The sequence below is a fragment of the Brevibacillus invocatus genome, assembly GCF_003710915.1.
In the GTDB taxonomy this organism is placed as follows: Bacteria; Bacillota; Bacilli; order Brevibacillales; family Brevibacillaceae; genus Brevibacillus; species Brevibacillus invocatus.
In genome coordinates this window covers 303,509-320,729 of the sequence record NZ_RHHR01000015.1, presented here as the reverse complement: position 1 = coordinate 320,729, position 17,221 = coordinate 303,509, and the positions used below count along the sequence as shown (strand labels likewise).

The window sequence follows — 17,221 nt, the reverse complement described above, 5'->3', positions numbered from 1 at the left end:
TACTATTCATAAATTCCAGCTTATGTCTCCTTTTTTCGATATAGTTACCCTGCTCTCCTTCAAATCCGTGAACTTCGTACGTTTTTTATCATTTTTTCACCTTTAATTTCCATTATTATCCTATAAAACCAAAAAAGCCTGGCAATATGCCAAGCTCCCAATCTTTCCTATTCTTTTCCTCTTTGCTGTTTCAAACGAAGTATGATGCCGTCAATCAGCAGGCCGATGCCCGCTCCGTAAAAAGGTGCTGCGAATCGAGTTCCCTCTGCTACGGGCAACTCTTTCATATACACGAGAAACACACCGATAATGAAACCGATCATCGTGTAACGCAGACGGGTTGGGCCCATTGCGACACCACTCCTCCGTCTTTATTTTCCGAACTTGTTCGGCATTTTCATGTTTTTCATCGTACGGCTCATTTGTTTGAGCTGCTTTTGATTCAAATTCATGCCCATCGAACGTGCCATTGCTTGCAGCTGTTTATCATCCATCTGCATGTTGGACATCTGTTTTTTCAAATAATAAGTAGCTCCGTAAAAACCACCTACAAGGCCCAGGAGCAATGTAACGATGGGGATTACCCAGTTGTACCATGCCATCTATGCATTACCATCCTCTTTGCAAAATTATAAGCCCTTTTATTGTATCATAGTTGAACGTTCATGACATGACTCCTTAGGAAAATGATGAGGCTGCCCTATGCATGTTTTCACTCTTTTTCATATGCTAGAAAAGAGGTGATGATAAACAATGGCTCCGATCCTGATCATTGACGCTGGACATGGAGGGGTTGATCCCGGCGGCGGAAACAATGCACAGTTCACAGAAAAGAACATGAACCTCAACATTTCGCTTTATCAATATAGACGATTTCAGGAATTGAATATCCCCGTCGCGATCACACGCACGACAGATGTTACCTTAACAGCCGACCAACGCACAAAAATGGTACGAGAAAGTGGAGCGCGCTACTGCATTTCCAATCATATCAATTCTGGCGGGGGAAGAGGGTCAGAGGTGATCTACTCCATCTATGGCTCACCTCAGCTTCCCAATCTCATCCAGGCAGAATTGAAGGCTGCGGGAATGCCCAATCGCCGAATCTTCACACGTACACTCCCAAATAACCCGAAAGCGGATTACTACTTCATGCACCGTCAGACCGGCAGCGTAGAAACCGTTATCGTCGAATACGGCTTTGCGGATAACGCACAGGATGCAAGTACACTTGCCTCCAACTGGGAGGCTCTGGCCGAAGCCGTCATTCGAGCATTTTGCATCTACGCCAAATTGAACTATCGCCCGCCTGCTGCACCACCGTCACCAACTACACCACCTACGACTACCCCCGCTCCAGAAAATCCAGGTAACGGAGGAGGCAATAACGTGCCCGAATGGAAACTGGAAGGTATTAACTGGTTGTACGAACAAGGCTTCCTGAGCGACGAGGTCTGGCGTCAAAGAGTGGACCAACCGCTGCCGCTTTGGGCCGAAGCTCTGATCTTAAAACGAATGTACGAGAAGATCACGGGAGGACAATAAAGAGACATGGCCATTGACGTCCTCACTCTGTTCCGTAACGGGTAAGAGGCGTATCCTGTAAACCTGAGTAATTTTTCCTGGCCGGCACACTCACCAGCTCGTCCTCGGGAAAGCGATAGGCAGTAAGCATGCCGCCAAACACGCATCCCTGGTCGATATTGAGTGTGCCGTTCAATCGTTCTGGTTGTGGACGAGGGTCATGACCCCACACAATCAAAGGCTCTTTTAATTTCCGTTCCTTTGCCCAGTCCTTGCGAATCGGCCGTCCATCCGGTCCTGTACCGGCTACATCTCCGTACCGACAAAACGTATGTACCGCAGGGGATTCCATGCCAATGTAATCATCCCGTATCCCAGCATGTACCGCTACCGCTACCAGCTTGTCATTTTGTCTGACCATCATATGAGACGGCGAAGAGAATAACAATCGACGGCTCTGCTCTTTCAACAAGGACGTTTTTTTCGGTCCAAACTCCTGCTGGAATCGCCGAAACTCCTCATCCACCTTTTCATCCCCATGCGCCAGTGTGACGGGTCTTCCATCCAACCAGCGAGCAATCTTCCATCCGTGATTGCTATCGACCATCTCAGCCGCACCTGACGCGATGTGGCGAATAAAAAATTGCAGCATCTTGATAGAAGCAGGTCCGCGACTTGTGATGTCACCAAGGGATAAGAGCTTTCGACCCTGAGGATGGCGGTATGTTCCGTCCGAACCGCGCTCGTACCCCAGTAGCCGCAAGAGTTCCATAAATTCATCAAAACAACCATGTACGTCTCCTACAAAATCAACCCCATGATCTGCGTTTAGAATCTTGGAACGCGTCTGTGGTTTATGTCTCACGGTCTGCCCTCCCTTCTTGATTCGATTATTTACTATCTTTACCACATCTACAAAAAAAACTCACTCCTTTATTCTGGAGTGAGTCGGCTTTCGCTGTCAACCGAGGTTGTGGGTATGGACGTAAATCGCTGCCTGCGTCCGATCCTCCACATCTAATTTTGCCAGGATATTGCTCACATGCGTCTTCACCGTCTTGATTCCGATGATCAGTTCGTCAGCGATCTCCTGATTGGACTTGCCTTTCCCGATCAGCTTCAGCACCTCCAGCTCCCGAGGCGTGAGCTGCTCATGTGGATGCGCCTCCTGACCATGACGAAAACGGGCCATGATCTTCCCGGCAACCCTGGATTCCAATACCGGTTCGCCAGCCGCTGCTGCCCGAATCGCTTTGGCAATCTCCGCTGCACGAGATGTTTTGAGCAGGTAGCTGAAAGCTCCTGCTTCGATCACGGGGTACACCTTCTCATCATCGATAAAGCTGGTCAAGACGATGACCCTGCTTGCTGGGCATTTCTCCCGGATCCGACGTGTGGCTTCGACACCGCCAATCCCTTCCATGACCAGATCCATCAGGATAACATCCGGTTGCAGCTCCACAGTCAGCCGTACGCCTTCCTCACCGCTTCCTGCTTCCGCTACCACTTCGATATCGTCCTCTGTAGACAAGTAGGCCGCCAAGCCCATTCGCACCATTTCATGGTCATCTACCAGTAAAACTCGAATCACGGATTACCCTCACCCTTCTTCACGTTCCGACTGTGAAACCAAGGGAATCCGCACTTCGATTTGCGTTCCCTTTCCAATTGCCGAATAAATTTCCATTGAACCGCCGACTTCTGCAACCCGCTCCCGCATGCTTCGCAGCCCGTACGAGGTCCATTTTTTTCCGTCCGGATCAAATCCGACGCCATCGTCGGTAATGCGCATCCGTACTTGTCCCTGCAGCGTGAACAGCTTGACCACCACTTGCGTAGCTTTGGCGTGTCTAAGCGTGTTGGACAATGATTCCTGCAGGATGCGGAATAGATGATCCTCAATTCCGCTCGGCAAGCCTTCGACTGCTTCAATCTCCCAAGACAATTGCATGCTGTTTTTTTGCGTCAGCTCTTCCAGGAGATCCAGAATGGCTTCCTTCAGGCTTTTATTTTGCAAAGTGGCAGGACGCAAATGCAGCAGCAAGGCTCTCATCTCTGCTTGCGCTGCGGCAGCCATTTCCTCCACCAACTCGATTTGTTGAGCCGCCCGTTGTGGATTTTTCTCCACCAGCCTTTTGAGCGCTGCTGTCGTCATCGCTATGGCAAACAACTGCTGACTGACGGCATCATGCAGCTCCCGAGCCAATCGCTGGCGCTCTTCCGTCACGGCCGTATGCTTCAGCTGATCAGCCAAGGCAGCATTGTGGTTGGACAAACGCTGCAAAGAAGCCACCTGCTCCTCCCACTGTGATGCCAGCCTGTTCAATTGCCACCCCAGCTCTCCAACCTCATCCGTCCCCAGCTCAGGCACACGATAGGACAGAATGCCGCGCCCCAGATTCATCGCTGATTCCAAGAGGACATTCATTCGCTTCTTCAACAGGTTGCCGTATACGTATGACGCGATCAGCCCGCCAATCGCACCGACTGGCAGGGAGATCATCAGCGCCAGGACCATGATCAGCCAATCCGGATCATTGGGAAGTGGGATCGAGGTGAACTCTTTCATATAGCTGTTCGCTTGCGGATCATTCGCCACCGTGGCGTACCATTGCTTGATCACAGGATCTTTCAGAGCCAGGAAATAGACGCTAAAAAAGCAGACAAACGATACAATAACCACGCTCACAGCCAGTAAAAGCCCGTAGCGCATGCACTGCCATTGTAAACTTGATAATCGCTGTCGACGCATTTGTCAGTACCCCCTAGATGTACTTGACTTTTATATCTCCGACGAGCAGCGAGATATGAAGTTGTACTTTATTTACAGCCGTGTCGTAATGATCGGAACGCACCATGACACAGCGGCTGATTCCTCCTTGACGATGCCCGAAAATCTCCAGGTCACCCACACTCACTTCTGCCGAAACCGATACAGGCAGATCTACGGGCACATAGATGGTGACATCACCGATCCACCCGTCTACGGAAAGCCTCGCTTCCTGGTTCACCAGCAAAGCCCGCGACAAATCAATCACGACGTCGCCGATCCCGTGCCAAACGTGCAGATGGCTCAGCTCAAAACGACCCGAGGTCAAATGAAAGTCGCCAATCAGTGAACTTCGGGAATCTTTAGGCAACAAAATCCCGCTGCCGTGTTGGGCATCTGCATCACGCGCATGTTCTGAAGGTCGGGCTCCCTTCCAGCGGTAATGCCCTTCGTGAGGGGGTTGCTTTTTGGGCGGTGCTTCTTCTGAAGGCAAATCTTCTGTAACAAGCTCCTCCTCCGGGAAGCGCTCCTTTTGCTTCAGGGAAAACTTGCTTTTGCCTCTTATCAGGTTGTATCCAAAGTAAATAAACAAAAGCGGTACGCCAATCTGGAAAATGTCCTCAATTCCAATTCCGAGCCACATTTCCAAAGCAATCACGACGCCGAGAAAAAACAAGATACCACCGCGGACTTTCTTTTTCTCGCCCCACAGTCGTAAGCCAAAGTATACGAGCACCATCGGCCACAGATCAAATAATCCGAACGAGATGATACCCAAGCTGTCTAACAAGAGTCCAATGCCCGTCAAGATGATCAGGACACCGGCCATCATTTTGTGCAAGCGGGACAATTTCACGAAAGTCTCCTCTCCTACGCCCCATGCTGATTGTTTCACTTACATGTATTGCGACAAGTATAAATAAAGGCAGGGGGAATATTGAACAGGGTGAAATCTGTCTCGACCCTAGAAAAACGTGCCTGCAGTTCAGCCTGAAGTTGTAATGAATATTGAAACGTAATGAACATGCCATCAGGTGCGAGTACAGATTGAACCTGATCCAAAACAGCTGCGCGCTGTTCTGGCGGGAAATTCGCAAATGGCAAACCGGAAACAATCACGTCTACTTGGGGAAGGTTCAATTCTTCCAGATACTCACGAAGCTTCGTCGCTTCCTCCCGAATGAGAAGATCGGGAAACCGAGAATGGAGCATAGAACGAAACTGTTGATCTCGTTCCACCAGCAAGTATTTTGTATCTGGTCTTATATTTTGGTAGATCGTCTGCGTAAAAGCGCCTGTTCCAGGCCCCAATTCAAAAATGACATCCGTTGTCGACCAGTTGATTTGACTCAGCATGTTCTCACATAGAAACCGAGAACTGGGGATGACGCTACCGACCTGTCCAGGCTCAGCAATAAAACGCCGTAAAAAGGCCAAAAAGTCTGCCAAGAATCCGTACCTCCTAGGGGAAAAGCAGCCTGATGAGACAGGCTGCCTAATTGCCACTATCTATTCTTATCTAGTTCGGCGGAACGGTCTCTTAGATCAGGATTGATCAGCTTTAACAGCTGGTGCTGGCTTATCTGTCTTTTCCTTCTTATCCACCATTGCCGCCTTTATGCTCGCCAATTCCGCATCCAGCTCATCCTTTTCCAGCTCGGACAGTGCATTCTCCAGTCCGTAGCTTGGCTGGCGCCATTGCCCACTCATTTGGGCTTCTGCTTCCATGCGGATCACTTTTTCTTCCATGCGGGCAAATCCACGCCCTGCAGTCTGTGTACCAATGCCAACTACTGCGTGATTCACCTGTTTTTGCGTACGAGCTACCTGTGCACGTGCCATCAGCGTGAACCTTTTCGCACGCATTTTGTAGAACTCTTCCTTCAGCTCGTTCAGTTTTTCTCTCATCTGTGTCGCCGCTTCAGAAGCGGTCAGATAGAGCTGCTCGTATTCCAACGCGCGTGCTTCAAACTGCTTCTTGTCCGCCAAAGCTCGACGGGCAAGCTCATCCTCACCCTCTGCGAGCGCCAGCTTCACCTGACGATCTCTCTTCTCTACTAAGGCATTTGCTTCTTCCCACTGCTGACGGAATTTCTTTTCCAGTGCCACCTGACGGGCTACCGCCACTTCAACCTGGCCAATTTCCACTTCCATATCTCGCATATATTGATTCAGCATGACTACTGGATCTTCCATAGAATCCAATGCATCATTCACCGAAGCTACAGTCAGGTCACGCAATCGTCTAAAAATACTCATTCTCTTTTCCTCCTCATCATATCACATCAGAATGGTCTTCCAAAGTACTTCGTTCAACCCTACTAGCTTTTTTGAATGAACCGTGTTGGCCGTATATCCTTTCCCCATGCAGAGAGGGGCAAGCGATTTTGGTTACGACCGTTTTGTTTTGTTCACTCTGCTTTCCCATTGATCCAACGTTTCTTCTTTTAATACTCGACGCGCCCATTGCCGTTCCCATTCAGGTGGTGCCTCCTTGGAAACATCATCCTTGGAACGAATCAGCCGGTATCCCAGATAGATGACCCCGACCGCCAGAAGGCTGGTAAACAGTAGATGCAGCTTTCCAATCAGCATCAGGAACCCGAACAGAAAAATCAGTATGCCCCAGAAGCGAGACCCTGAACTTCCCATGATTTTTCGAGCTCCGTAGATCATGATCACTGCCGGTATCAGCAGTCCGATCACATCACCACTGTCGATGCCGATCTGATCTAACAGAACCAATCCACCAATGAGCAGCAGAACCAGCCCGAGCAGAATCTTTCCAGACCGTTCTCCCATCTTGCGTTTCCCTCCTCTCTACATCTGTTGATGCAGATGTCTTCCTCATGCCTTTATTCTAGCCCCAGACACCTGCCTGCCATAACGGGCGAGCGGTTGGTTTTTCCCTCCGCCCTCGGACGGATGTTGATTCCTGCCTCAATCGGACGAGCAGGATCGACAAACCCTCAAGACCCAGACCGAATCAGGCCCTGTTCTGTCGAAGGGATTTGGTTACACCATCTGACAATAAATTGTGACGAAATTGTGAACAAACAGGATAATAAAAGGAGATTCCGGATGAGCATGGAATACGTAGGAGTGCTCGTGTAAAAAATATCGAAAATAGCCGAGTTCCGTTTGACGGAAACGGGGGAACCATGTATTTGGGGTGAATGGCTGTCTACTTTGACAGTCTAGGGAGTCCTTTCGACCGAACCCTTCAGCTAACCTCGTAGGCTCATGAGAGGAGCAGTTCTTTTGCGCAAGTTGTTTGCTTCATTACTGATTGTTGGATTACTTGTGATGGGAGCCGGCGCTGCGCATGCGGAAGAGCAGACAACAAAGCTTCAAGATGTTGTCAGTGAACTCTACGGTGTCCCTTACAAAACTTCCGGCAAGACCAAAAAAGGATTTGACTGCTCCGGTTTCACAGGCTATGTCTTCAAGGAATTAGGTGTGGAATTGCCAGCGAGCTCTGCTGCCCAGTACAAGGTTGGTACTGCTGTTGATAAGAAGGATCTGCAACCAGGCGATCTTGTCTTTTTTAACACGAATGGCCGCAGCATCTCTCACGTAGGCATCTACATCGGAGACGGAAAATTCGTTCATTCTGAATCTGGCCGCGGCGTCGTCAACACCAAGTTGAACGACCCTTATTACTGGAGCAAGCGTTACGTAGGTGCCAAGCGTGTCAACGTACCTGTTCTGGAAGCAAAGGCAGAGGAAGTACCGGCAACTCCGGAAAAAGAAAAGGCTGTTCAAGCCGCTTCGTTGCCGCAAAACTAAACATCCATCAACACCATGTAAGCCAGGGATCTTGATCTCTGGCTTTTTCTGACTCCATTTAGTACCAGGTGTCAAGATGTGACGCTATTTTTTTGGACTTTGTCAGAATATGCTTTATTTTTTTCGAAAACGCTTCAAGTCATGTTATGATAGGCATGAGTATCCACTGCAAAAAATGCTCACTATTATATAGAAGTAACTGGGGGTATATCCTGTGCAAGATCATATTCTTATTGTGGATGATAATCAAGAAATCATAGAATTGCTGGAAGATATATTGGAAAACGAGGGCTTTCAGGTATCCTCTGCCGAGAACGGTGCCGAGGCCCTGATGCAGCTAAAGCGAGGAGAAATTCCAAACCTGATCCTTCTCGACATCATGATGCCGAACATGAGCGGCTACGAGCTTTGCTCCCAGATTCGCCGGGAGTGGGATTTGCCTATTTTATTCTTGAGCGCAAAAGGCAAAGCTGTAGACAAGGTAGTCGGCTTCGAGATCGGCGCAGACGACTACATCACCAAGCCGTTTGATACAGAAGAGCTGCTTGCCCGCATTCGCGCTCACCTGCGCCGTTACGAGCGGATTCGCAAGCACACCGAGGAACAGCCGGAAAAAGAAGCTTCTTCGTCCCCAATCACGATCCTGAAATTCAAAGGACTGGAGATTCACAAAGAAACGTACTCCGTTTTCGTGAGCGAACAGAAAATTGAGCTCTCTACAAAGGAGTTTCAATTGCTGACGTTCCTTGCAGAAAACGCCGGAATCGTCTTTACCCGCGAGCAAATCTATGATCGGGTATGGGGTTATGGGTACGGCTCCCTGAATACCGTGACCGTGCACATTAAAAATCTGCGCGAAAAACTGGAAACAGACCGCCAATTCATCAAAACGCAGTGGGGGACGGGTTATGTCTTTATCGGGGAGAAGCTCTAGATGAGCTTACGCAACAAACTGTTTCTTTCTTTTATAGGACTGATACTCCTCAATGTCCTGCTATTTAAATTTGTCTTTGAAGACATCATTGTAGAGCAGCTGAAAACAGATCGACACAACCAGTACCAGTACGAAAAGGACACGGCCGAGAAGGTGCGGTTCATGCAGCTGTTGCGCTCGCATTACTTCAAGGACCCGACTGAACGGCTGGAGCTGGACAAGCATCTGCCGGAAGACCTGATGTACAGGATTGTGATAAAAGACGCAAGAGGCAACGTGATCGATTCGCGAACCTCGAAAGCCTATGATGTGAAACAACCGAAAGTCACTTCACCACGCAATGAGGAAAGCAACAGTTCCCTCAAAATCGTTGGCGAATATCACTTTCAGATGGAGCCTCCCAGAGAAGGGGAGACGGTTATCTACTTCTACACCGATGAATATGACATCATGCAGTCTAAGGGTGTCACGATGATGCTCGGATTCATTTACGGCAGTATCACGCTCGTCGGATTAGTACTGCTCGCTCTATTCGTACGCTGGGTTCTGCATCCTGTCAATGAATTGACACGCGTCACACAGGATATTCGGAATGGCAAGCGGCTGATCTCCTTCTCCTACCGCTCGCACGACGAATTCGGTCAGCTGTTTCAATACTTTGGGGATATGGTCGATGATATGCGTGTCGTAGAAGAGCGACAGTCGGAATTGATCTCTGCGATTGCTCACGATTTCCGCACACCACTCACCACGATCAAAGGCTACGCTTCCTATATCAGCTCTGGTCGTGTGACCGATCTGGAACGCATACAAAAACAGATGCGAAAAATTGAGCAAAAAACTTCCGATCTGGAAAAGCTGCTGGATGAATTGCAGGATTTCAGCAAGGACAGCTCAGAGGTCCGTTTAAAAATTAGCCGCATCCATGTGAAGCAATTCATGAAAGGGATCATCGAGGACTATCTGGAACGCATCAAGGATGCTGGACTCTCCTTTCAATGGAAGCTGCGCGTCTCCAACGAGCTGCATATCGAAGCCGATGAGGCCAAGCTGCGGCGCGTGATGGAAAATCTGATCAACAATGCCATCTACTACAATAAACCAGACGGCTCCATTCTGATTACCTGTGACCAGCGAGATGGACATGTGCTGTTTTCCGTCATCGACAAGGGCGAAGGGATCGCTCCGGAAGATCAGACAAAAATTTTCACCAAATTCTACCGTGTAGAGAAATCGCGCAATCGCGATCACGGTGGTACGGGACTTGGTCTGAACATCTGTCAAAGCATTGTTCGACGGCACGGTGGTGATATCACGGTCGCCAGCGAACTCGGTGTGGGAAGCAGCTTTTCCTTCACCATTCCGTTCTATACCACTTAATTTTATTTCAGTTTATGTTTATTTTACTGTTTCTTTATTTTTCACTGTTATAGTAATCATCGTAAGCATGTTGCTTTCAGTGATAAATAACCCCCAGTTCCGGTATCTGACACACGCGGCAAAACCGTAAGTGACTAGATGCCTTTTTTTTGTCTTTTTTTCATGAAATAAGCCACCCACAGCTTGTGAGTGACTCCTTTTTTACCGCTTTGCTGAGTATGCCTTTCCTGTCTGCGCATCGATGAAGATCCGGTAATCCTGGTTTCCTCGATACTCCTGGGTGTACACCAAAACGGGAGCAGTACGGCCTTCTTCGAGACGATACACCAGCGAAAACGGGTTGTATTTTACATATTGTGCAACCGCCTGCTCCGTTGTAATGATTTCCTCTTCCGGCGGAAGTTTTTTTTGCAAGCTGCCCATATCTGGTACGGCGTTTTTTCGGAAGGCTACCAATTCGCCTGTCGTACCATCGATGGCAACCTGATAAGCGATGTCTTGGTCAGGTTCTTTGACTACAGGTATGCCGGCATAGCTTGCCATGAAATAAAACGTGTAGAGCTTCTGTGCCTGCTCGTAGCTGGTGTGGGCCACCTGCACCTCGGAAATGGCCGGGTCCACGTAAATCTGCAAGGAACGGACAGCCTCCCGCTGCGCTTCTTCTTGGGCGAGTCTTCCATTGCCACGTTTCGGCTCCCGAGACAACTCAACTACTTTACCGGTGACGGGATCTGCGGCCAACATAGCCGAACGGCCACTTCCATCCCAGCTGTAAATCTTATAGCCTTTGAGAGGTCCTCTATCCCTAGCTTTCTCCATGATCTGTATATCACTCTCCACAGGCAACCCCCATGCTTGACGGAAGTATATGGCCGCTTCCTGCTTGGATTTGATCTGCGGACTATTTTCTTGCGGACTGACTGGAATCGGAAAAACGCCTCGACTCGTATCTCGATCGTAATTGGAGGTGTAGATGATCTGTCCCGATTCGGCATTCAAGCTCACTGCACCGGAAAAGCGAACAGCTGGAGCGTACTCAAGCATTGGCCCTGTCCGCGTGATCTCCCCTGTATCTGGATCTACAGCCTCCAGATTTTCGATATATCGAAGTCGCATATGTTCTCGAAGGGTTGCTTGCAGCTGTTCAGCAGTGATAGCCTGAGCCGGTCCTGTCAAGTCAGACAGCCGTAAACCGAGTGCCCCATGAGAAGCCGAATATTGGACGACCTTTCCTTGTTCATTGACACGGATCGCTATATCGCTGCCCAACAACGGAACTCCATTCAGGAACTGCCGATAGATCATTTCCGAGGATCTAGAGATCAATTGATAGCGCGAGCCCTCCTCGCCCATCATGCTTTGCAAAAACGTCGCGGCAATCCCCTCTTTTTGGGATTCTGAAATGGCCTTTTGTGAATGTGAAGCTAATCCCTTCCCATTGTTCTGGTACCAGAGCAAGGCACCCGTTTTCGAATCAATCCTGATATCCGCCTGCTGGCTCTCACCATGCTTTAGGCGGCGATTATACACCTCGTCGAAGGTTTCAGATTCGATCTCGTATTGTTGCAATTCCGGAACCCATTGATACAGGACAGCTAATCTGGATAGGACCCGCTCATTCTTATCTTGTTGCGCCAACTGCTCACTTCCGGCGATTTCAACCTGTTGGGCAGGACGATCTTTCAAGACGATATAGGCTGGAACTAGAAGTACCAGGCAGGTCAAGGCACCCTTGAACAGCCATTGGAGCCGAACTTTCATTCGCTGCTGATGTGTCCAAATTCGTTCTTGAGCTTTTAGGTTTTGCAGCATTTCCTCCGAAGTCTTCTGATTCATCTGATAGCGTCTCGCTTGTCTGAGCCTCACTAGGATATCCTCATCGTCATTTAACGAATGATTCAAAGAAATCACCACCCTCCTGATTTTCCTCTAACCATTTGCGCAGCTGCTTTCTCGCACGATAAAATGTCACATGGACATTCGATTCTGAGCACCTCAGGACTTGGGCCGTTTCAGCTGCCGAAAAGCCCTGAATTCCGTAAAGTAGCACGACCTCCCGATACGACACCTTCAGACGTGACACCGCCTCGTATAGCTGATTGATTTCTTCCTTTTGAACATATCTCTCCTCTACGCTTTTTTCACTCGAGGAAAAAGCATGCATGAAGGGATCTTTGACCCATTTTCTAAGCCGTTCCTTACGTAGATGATCGATGGCATGATTTCTGGCAATGCTAAAAAGCCACGTCTTTCGTGTTGCCTTTCCAGAAAACTGACTTTGCTTTCGGATGGCTTTAATAAACACGTCCTGTACGAGATCTTCCACATCATGATGACCGAGATAATAAACCAGGAAGCTGTACAGCTCGTTACTGTACAAGGTAAACCACGTCTCGATTTCCTGCTGATTCCCATCCAAAATCCTCATCCCCCGATCAATTGCACTATGATAATAGACGGATATGCACCAATTACCCTTACACCTTTTTCCATAAAAAAATATAAAACACCGAATCCACGAAGAGCTTTCGCAGAACGGTGTTTCATATCCTTGCCCATTTATGAGCCTCGTTTTTCCAAACGCATCATCAAGCCATTCTTCGGACGCAGGGTAACCAGTGGCTCTGGCTCTACCTGTTTCTCTGGCTCTGCCAAGCGAAGCTTATACTGCTGGGCAATGGTGGCCAACAGCAGAGCTGCCTCCATCAGCGCGAAGTTGTTGCCGATACAGACTCGCGGGCCCCCGCCGAATGGAAAATAGGCGTACGCCGGGATTCGCTTCAACAAATCCCCCTCAAATCGCTCTGGGCGAAATGCATCCGGGTCGTCGTAGTACTTTTCCATGCGATGCATGACGTACTGACTCATCATCAGCGTGTCACCAGGCTCATAGGTGTGGCCGCCGATCTCCACTTCTTCCACCACCTCCCGATTGATCACCCAGGCCGCCGGATAAAGCCGCAGTGTCTCCTGTACGATCAGATTGGCATATGAAAGCTTGGGAAGATCTTCGACAGTGGGCAATCTGCCGTCGAGTACTGCCTTCAGTTCATCGTGCAGCTTTTGCTCCGCCTCCGGATGAGTGGCCAGCAAATAAAAAATCCAAGACATCGTGTTGGCTGTCGTCTCATGACCCGCGACAAAGATCGTCATGACTTCATCGCGTACCTGCTCGTCCGTCATGCCTTGTCCATCATCCTCATCCCGCGCAGCTAGCAGCATCGCCAATAAATCCGTATGTCCGGACTCGCCGCTTTTACGCCGCTCCTCAATCAAAGCGTAAATCGTCTTGTCCAGCACCTCACTCGATTCGATGAACTCACGATTGCTGCGAGTAGGGACGGAAAGCGGAATGTCGATAAAGGAAGTGGCTTTGGAAGAGACGTATTTCAAACCGACATCGATCGCATGGGCAATCTTGTCGGATCCCTCCTTGACCGTTTTTCCGAACATGGTTTCCGTAATGATGGCGAGTGTAACCTTCATCATATCATGATGGATATCAAGGACTTCTCCGTCTTTCCATTCGCTCATCAGCTCTACACCCTGACGGACCATCACATCGCCATATCCTGCGATCCGATCTCGATGGAACGCAGGCTGCATCAGTCTTCGCTGCCGCATGTGTTTTTTTCCTTCACTAGTCAAAATACCGTCACCTACTACTGCGCGCGCGACCTGCAATCCTTTCGCTTTGCGAAAATGCGCTTGCTTGGTGACCAGCACTTCTTTGATCTGATCGGGGTTGTTCAGCATGTAGATATGACGTTTTGGCCCAAAACGAAAGTGCGCGACGTCGCCGTATTCCTTTGCCGCATCGCGGATAAATTGCAGTGTATCACGTCGAAAAGCCAGGATATTGCCGGATAACGGAAGTCCCTTTGGGCCAGCAACGGTTTCGTTCATCTTGTCCTCCTTCAATGCCACACTTGGGATGTTTCCCCATAGTATCCGGCAGACCATGGAGTTTATACGAAAAAAGCCGTCCCTCTTGAGGACGACTTTTATTTTAGAAGGAAAACACTTACGGCTGCGCGATTCCAGAAGAGCTGCGAGGAAGCAACAGCCTGTTGGCAATCAGCCTCTCCCTTACTTTGATGCCGATCAGGGAAGCCAGTACAGCTTTGATCACACCTACCATCAGGAACGGAGTCACCCCAAAGGCAATCGCCTGCTCCCACGGGATATCGAGCACGTATTTCAGTTGGACCGTACCGAAAATCAGCGTAATGACCATACCGACGAGATTTGCAAGGATGGCAGTAACATAGGTAAAGCGCGTTTTTTCCATAATGAGCCCTGTCACATAAGCGGTAAGAATAAATCCGGTAATATAGCCGCCAGTCTTGCCTACGAGAACCTGGAAACCGCCACTCGCTCCCGAAAAGACAGGCATTCCGACAGCTCCCAGCAAAATATAGATCAGGATCGCCAAGGTCCCATATCGGCTTCCCAGGATTGTAGCCGTTAACCCGACCGCTAACGTCTGTCCCGTAATTGGGATCATCGGCAAGGGAATGGTGAGCTGTGACAAGACAGCCGTGACTGCTGCAAAAATCGCAGATAAGAGCAGCCAACGCAGACGTTCATTTCTCATAGAGTTCTTCCTCCAAATTATTTGTTAACTAAAATATAAAATCAGTTAACAAAATAATAGTATGGATCGGAAGAAATGTAAATGCCCTGCTTGCCTTTATTTTTTCGTGTCGCAAAAAATCTGCAGTTGACGGAGAGATTGTACCGTATGCTCGATCAAATCCCGCAGGTCGTCGATGTTACCTTCGTCAATTTTGCGATGAAAATCCAACGTCACTCGATTGTCATACTGCTGCGGCGGCCACTCTACGCGATGCTCGCCCAAACGCGCCGACACGGTCTGAGTTATATAGGGACGGCTACCCCAAATGTCATTGAGTATCGTAGCTATCGCCTTCACATCTTCCTGCACCTCACGAATGACGAGATGAAAATGGATGCAAATCGTACAACCGATATGGTCCGTCAACGGCTGCTCCAGCTGTTCAGCAGCGATGTCAGCCAGCCCGGTCCGAAGCTGCATCTGGGCACATACAGCCTGTTCGCGACTCTCCATCTGCGCCAGCTCGAAATGGATTTGAAACAATCGATGAAAGGTAGCCATATCCATCACGTCGGATCGGCCTGTAATGGTGATCGCCCCTTCAAAATCACGATCGTACACCGCGCCTTCCAGGACCACCCGAATATTATCGAATACTAAAGGATGAAACATCTGCCTTTCTCCCTCCACACTCCCTGACTTCTCCTGTCTAGGATGCCCGGTTTTACGCTCTTTTGCAAGCGGATGTCACTTCGATCATAGCGTTATAGCCCTCGACAGTGGTACCATGAAGATGATCCAACCATTGAGGTGACTGCCATGTTTTTAATTGCCATACTCGTCCTCGTCGCGATTGCAGGAGAAATCCTCCATCGACTGAACCCCTGGAAAAAACCAGAGCCTGCCTATGAAGACCTGGTAGCCCAGATCAAACAGACCGGATGGTATCAGGAGCTGGCGGCTGATGATGCATGTCGGCATGTACTGGAGAACGATCCGAACGTACTCAGCTTTTACTCAGGGACCTATGAAGCGCAGCGCCTCTTGACGCAAGAAGGCTTTCAGTTGGGCCTCATCGATTATGTGAAGGAGCAAGCAGAACATCAGAAGCGGGCACCACGCCCAAATAACTAGACCACTGGCCTGTCCCGCTCCAGAATTCATAGGTTCGTTTATACGTTAAAAAGAAACGCCGCTCAGGTGAATCCCGAGCGACGTTTCTATACGTTATTCCACAGACTCAGCGGCATGCTCACGTAAAAGCTGCGCAACTCGATCGTTGCCCTGAGCGACGGCAAGCTCCAAAGCCGATTCCCTTCCTTCCTGTCTAGCGTTGACCTGCGCACCATGCTTCAGCAATAGCGTAATGAGTTCTTCCTGGTCATCGTGGAATGCGGCTGAATGCAAGCAGGTATGGCCATTACTATCGAACAGATCCGTCCTCGCCCCATTCTCCAATAACAGACGGATAACGGCGAGATTTCGCTCTCCGGCAATCGCCGCATGCAACGCCGTGTTGGACGGGATAAAGGAAATCTTGGAATGGGAGCGTGCATTGACATCTGCTCCGGATCGGAGCAGTATCTGTACGGCTTCAGGGTGGCCAAAATGCGCCGCATACCCCAATAGAGTGAGGCCATTTTCATTTTCCGCATTTGCCAGCGATGGATGCTCCTGTAACAGTGACCCCAGCTGATCTTTTTTTCCGGATTGTGCTGCTTCAAACGCAGCTTGAATTACCGCTGCTATGCTCACAGTGAAATCCCTCCTCTGTTTTTTCTGTGACAGCCTTCTCGAAAATCACCTTTTTTAACGAAATCGATCTGGAGGTCGCCCCTTACTCTTCTGGAGAAAATCGACATTTTCCTGCAAAACAAAAAAGCATACGCGCCGGATTCTTTCCTAGCGGTATGCCTGTTATAGCAGTTGTATCATCGTAGCCTGATTAGTTCTTTTTGTAGTAGTGCTTGTAAGAGTCAGCTGTCGCTTGATCCTGGCAGGAGAAGCACTCCGTCGCATAGGATTCAGCCTGCTCAGAAATCACCTTGCCGCAAGACGCGCAGCATTTTGCTTCGAGATTGCGAAAAAAGGTAGTGATCGGTGTCATGATTATTCCCTCCAGAGCTGTTGTTAACTGTATTGTAATACAACAGCATCTGTTTTATAAAAGTTTGTTATAATACATTATGGCGGATTATTGAAATTCTGCTCCGTTTTTCTACCGATTGCTCCTGTTTTCGTTGTA

21 protein-coding genes and 1 riboswitch are annotated in these 17,221 nt (G+C 49.1%); of the genes, 5 read left to right on the top strand and 16 right to left on the bottom strand.

Annotation, left to right across the window (positions count from 1 at the left end; genetic code table 11):
- Positions 1-167 precede the first annotated feature (167 nt).
- Positions 168-350, bottom strand: a complete 183-nt coding sequence (locus EDM52_RS12160; protein WP_122909238.1) for a hypothetical protein — start codon at positions 348-350, stop codon at positions 168-170.
- Positions 351-371: 21 nt separating this feature from the next.
- Positions 372-602 carry a YneF family protein gene (locus EDM52_RS12155; protein ID WP_122909237.1) on the bottom strand — a complete coding sequence of 77 codons (231 nt, stop codon included), beginning with the start codon at positions 600-602 and terminating at the stop codon, positions 372-374.
- 151 nt (positions 603-753) lie between these two features.
- Between EDM52_RS12155 and EDM52_RS12150 the strand changes: the two genes are divergently transcribed.
- On the top strand, positions 754-1,545 hold the full coding sequence (locus tag EDM52_RS12150; RefSeq protein WP_122909236.1) for an N-acetylmuramoyl-L-alanine amidase family protein: 792 nt from the start codon (positions 754-756) through the stop codon (positions 1,543-1,545).
- Between the two features lie 22 nt (positions 1,546-1,567).
- Here EDM52_RS12150 and prpE read toward each other — a convergent pair whose 3' ends face one another.
- From prpE to EDM52_RS12115, 7 genes are all read right to left on the bottom strand, one after another.
- The gene (gene prpE, locus EDM52_RS12145) at positions 1,568-2,389 is read right to left on the bottom strand and encodes a bis(5'-nucleosyl)-tetraphosphatase PrpE (RefSeq protein WP_122909235.1); all 822 of its coding nucleotides are present in this window, start codon (positions 2,387-2,389) and stop codon (positions 1,568-1,570) included.
- Positions 2,390-2,485: 96 nt separating this feature from the next.
- Positions 2,486-3,115 (bottom strand): response regulator, encoded by a 630-nt coding sequence (locus tag EDM52_RS12140; protein ID WP_122909234.1) that lies wholly within the window; start codon positions 3,113-3,115, stop codon positions 2,486-2,488.
- Positions 3,116-3,124: 9 nt separating this feature from the next.
- Positions 3,125-4,276, bottom strand: a complete 1,152-nt coding sequence (locus EDM52_RS12135; protein WP_122909233.1) for a sensor histidine kinase — start codon at positions 4,274-4,276, stop codon at positions 3,125-3,127.
- A gap of 13 nt (positions 4,277-4,289) precedes the next feature.
- The gene (gene liaF, locus EDM52_RS12130; protein WP_122909232.1) at positions 4,290-5,150 is read right to left on the bottom strand and encodes a cell wall-active antibiotics response protein LiaF; all 861 of its coding nucleotides are present in this window, start codon (positions 5,148-5,150) and stop codon (positions 4,290-4,292) included.
- A gap of 35 nt (positions 5,151-5,185) precedes the next feature.
- Entirely contained in the window at positions 5,186-5,743 is a 558-nt protein-coding gene (locus tag EDM52_RS12125) for a class I SAM-dependent methyltransferase (protein WP_122909231.1), read from the bottom strand.
- Between the two features lie 96 nt (positions 5,744-5,839).
- On the bottom strand, positions 5,840-6,553 hold the full coding sequence (locus tag EDM52_RS12120; protein ID WP_122909230.1) for a PspA/IM30 family protein: 714 nt from the start codon (positions 6,551-6,553) through the stop codon (positions 5,840-5,842).
- Positions 6,554-6,685: 132 nt separating this feature from the next.
- The gene (locus EDM52_RS12115) at positions 6,686-7,096 is read right to left on the bottom strand and encodes a LiaF transmembrane domain-containing protein (RefSeq protein ID WP_122909229.1); all 411 of its coding nucleotides are present in this window, start codon (positions 7,094-7,096) and stop codon (positions 6,686-6,688) included.
- Between the two features lie 316 nt (positions 7,097-7,412).
- A riboswitch (cyclic di-AMP (ydaO/yuaA leader) is annotated at positions 7,413-7,551 on the top strand.
- A 4-nt stretch (positions 7,552-7,555) separates the two neighbouring features.
- Between EDM52_RS12115 and EDM52_RS12110 the strand changes: the two genes are divergently transcribed.
- From EDM52_RS12110 to EDM52_RS12100, 3 genes are all read left to right on the top strand, one after another.
- Complete coding sequence (locus EDM52_RS12110) at positions 7,556-8,083, top strand: C40 family peptidase (protein ID WP_122909228.1); 528 nt, start codon at positions 7,556-7,558, stop codon at positions 8,081-8,083.
- Positions 8,084-8,297: 214 nt separating this feature from the next.
- Entirely contained in the window at positions 8,298-9,017 is a 720-nt protein-coding gene (locus tag EDM52_RS12105; protein WP_122909227.1) for a response regulator transcription factor, read from the top strand.
- Positions 9,018-10,397: a sensor histidine kinase gene (locus tag EDM52_RS12100; RefSeq protein WP_122909226.1), complete on the top strand. Its 1,380-nt coding sequence runs from the start codon at positions 9,018-9,020 to the stop codon at positions 10,395-10,397.
- 201 nt (positions 10,398-10,598) lie between these two features.
- Here the strand turns inward: EDM52_RS12100 and EDM52_RS12095 are convergent, their stop codons facing one another.
- From EDM52_RS12095 to EDM52_RS12075, 5 genes are all read right to left on the bottom strand, one after another.
- Entirely contained in the window at positions 10,599-12,299 is a 1,701-nt protein-coding gene (locus EDM52_RS12095) for a YcdB/YcdC domain-containing protein (protein ID WP_122909225.1), read from the bottom strand.
- On the bottom strand, positions 12,280-12,816 hold the full coding sequence (locus tag EDM52_RS12090; protein WP_245996818.1) for an RNA polymerase sigma factor: 537 nt from the start codon (positions 12,814-12,816) through the stop codon (positions 12,280-12,282). Before EDM52_RS12090 ends, EDM52_RS12095 begins: the two co-directional genes overlap by 20 nt.
- A gap of 140 nt (positions 12,817-12,956) precedes the next feature.
- Positions 12,957-14,303, bottom strand: coding sequence for a cytochrome P450 (locus EDM52_RS12085; protein ID WP_122909223.1), 1,347 nt, complete (start codon positions 14,301-14,303; stop codon positions 12,957-12,959).
- Positions 14,304-14,421: 118 nt separating this feature from the next.
- Positions 14,422-14,994 (bottom strand): biotin transporter BioY, encoded by a 573-nt coding sequence (locus EDM52_RS12080; RefSeq protein WP_122909222.1) that lies wholly within the window; start codon positions 14,992-14,994, stop codon positions 14,422-14,424.
- A 96-nt stretch (positions 14,995-15,090) separates the two neighbouring features.
- Positions 15,091-15,648, bottom strand: a complete 558-nt coding sequence (locus EDM52_RS12075) for a hypothetical protein (protein ID WP_122909221.1) — start codon at positions 15,646-15,648, stop codon at positions 15,091-15,093.
- A 147-nt stretch (positions 15,649-15,795) separates the two neighbouring features.
- On the opposite strand from EDM52_RS12075, the gene EDM52_RS12070 reads away from it, so the two are divergent.
- Positions 15,796-16,110, top strand: coding sequence for a hypothetical protein (locus EDM52_RS12070; protein ID WP_183185020.1), 315 nt, complete (start codon positions 15,796-15,798; stop codon positions 16,108-16,110).
- 93 nt (positions 16,111-16,203) lie between these two features.
- Here the strand turns inward: EDM52_RS12070 and EDM52_RS12065 are convergent, their stop codons facing one another.
- The gene (locus EDM52_RS12065) at positions 16,204-16,731 is read right to left on the bottom strand and encodes an ankyrin repeat domain-containing protein (RefSeq protein WP_122909220.1); all 528 of its coding nucleotides are present in this window, start codon (positions 16,729-16,731) and stop codon (positions 16,204-16,206) included.
- 190 nt (positions 16,732-16,921) lie between these two features.
- A complete protein-coding gene (gene yhfH / locus EDM52_RS12060; RefSeq protein WP_122909219.1) occupies positions 16,922-17,083 on the bottom strand; it encodes a protein YhfH in 162 nt (53 codons plus the stop codon).
- Between the last annotated feature and the right edge of the window lie 138 nt (positions 17,084-17,221).

Excerpts from the sequence above, each read along its gene's own strand:
- EDM52_RS12155 (WP_122909237.1), bottom strand. The coding sequence starts at position 602 with ATGGCATGGTACAACTGGGTAATCCCCATCGTTACATTGCTCCTGGGC.
- yhfH (WP_122909219.1), bottom strand. The coding sequence starts at position 17,083 with ATGACACCGATCACTACCTTTTTTCGCAATCTCGAAGCAAAATGCTGC.
- EDM52_RS12080 (WP_122909222.1), bottom strand. The coding sequence starts at position 14,994 with ATGAGAAATGAACGTCTGCGTTGGCTGCTCTTATCTGCGATTTTTGCA.
- EDM52_RS12115 (WP_122909229.1), bottom strand. The coding sequence starts at position 7,096 with ATGGGAGAACGGTCTGGAAAGATTCTGCTCGGGCTGGTTCTGCTGCTC.
- EDM52_RS12085 (WP_122909223.1), bottom strand. The coding sequence starts at position 14,303 with ATGAACGAAACCGTTGCTGGCCCAAAGGGACTTCCGTTATCCGGCAAT.
- EDM52_RS12075 (WP_122909221.1), bottom strand. The coding sequence starts at position 15,648 with ATGTTTCATCCTTTAGTATTCGATAATATTCGGGTGGTCCTGGAAGGC.
- EDM52_RS12150 (WP_122909236.1), top strand. The coding sequence starts at position 754 with ATGGCTCCGATCCTGATCATTGACGCTGGACATGGAGGGGTTGATCCC.
- EDM52_RS12070 (WP_183185020.1), top strand. The coding sequence starts at position 15,796 with ATGTTTTTAATTGCCATACTCGTCCTCGTCGCGATTGCAGGAGAAATC.
- EDM52_RS12120 (WP_122909230.1), bottom strand. The coding sequence starts at position 6,553 with ATGAGTATTTTTAGACGATTGCGTGACCTGACTGTAGCTTCGGTGAAT.
- EDM52_RS12100 (WP_122909226.1), top strand. The coding sequence starts at position 9,018 with ATGAGCTTACGCAACAAACTGTTTCTTTCTTTTATAGGACTGATACTC.
- EDM52_RS12160 (WP_122909238.1), bottom strand. The coding sequence starts at position 350 with ATGGGCCCAACCCGTCTGCGTTACACGATGATCGGTTTCATTATCGGT.
- EDM52_RS12135 (WP_122909233.1), bottom strand. The coding sequence starts at position 4,276 with ATGCGTCGACAGCGATTATCAAGTTTACAATGGCAGTGCATGCGCTAC.